This window comes from Candidatus Symbiopectobacterium sp. NZEC135, assembly GCF_025962695.1.
In genome coordinates, this window is the sequence record NZ_JAGFPF010000889.1 from 1 (window position 1) to 862 (window position 862).

Genomic DNA, 862 nt, shown 5'->3' on the forward strand with positions numbered 1-862 from the left:
GAGTCGTTGGGCCGGATCGTCAAACGCCTCTTTAGGCGTATTCATGGTCAGCGAAAGCAGGAATGTTTTACCGTGCAGCTTGCCACCCGTTCCATATTGCTTACTCGGGTCGTTCGCTATGCGGCCATCGTCAATCAAAAAACTTTGCTGGCTCATCCCTGCTGTGAAGACTTCATCAACATATTTCTTGTAGAGCCAGGGCGTACCAAACCAGAACACGGGCGACTGGGTGATGATAATATCTGCCCAAAGGTGTTTCTGAACTTCCTCGTTAATGTTATAGCCCTTCTCAATATAGGTTTGCTGGGTGCGATACCCTTTTTTGTCCATTTCATCCTTAATCAACGCGACATACTCTCGATTAAGCGCCCCTTCGCTAAGGCCAGGATAAGTCTGATGTGCATTGATGATAAGCACGTTTTTTACGCGAGGCTGTGCTGCACCAATCGCACCAGTGGCAAAACCGGGTAACACTGCGGCAGCGGTAGCCACCAACCCGGCTTTAATAAAGTCACGCCGCTCTTGAGCCACGCCCCCCTCAATATCGCTTTGTTTACCAACAAATTTGCAGTAAGGGAACCGCCAGTTCTTGTCTATCATGTCAATTCCTTTTGCCGTTTTATAGAGAAAAGCCCACCCACCCACGATGGCTAGAATAAGCAGGTATAGCTAACGAGGATGACAACGATGGGGCTTTTTTTCTGATGCCGAGGGCGAGCACGTAGGAGGACTCCACAAAGGAGACCTAAAAGAATAATGGGATAAACGGCGCGGAGATAATGCAGAAACAAAAAAAGAACCTTTCGGTTCTTCAAATGTTGGAGCGGGAAACGAGACTCGAACTCGCGACCCCGACCTTGGC

General features: G+C 49.0%; 1 protein-coding gene. It reads right to left on the reverse strand.

Translation table 11 applies throughout. The annotated features are described in order from the left end of the window. Positions 1–600: NAD(P)H-dependent oxidoreductase (locus tag J5224_RS31220; RefSeq protein ID WP_264628882.1), on the reverse strand; the 600-nt coding region annotated here is incomplete at its 3' end. Positions 601–862: the final 262 nt, after the last annotated feature.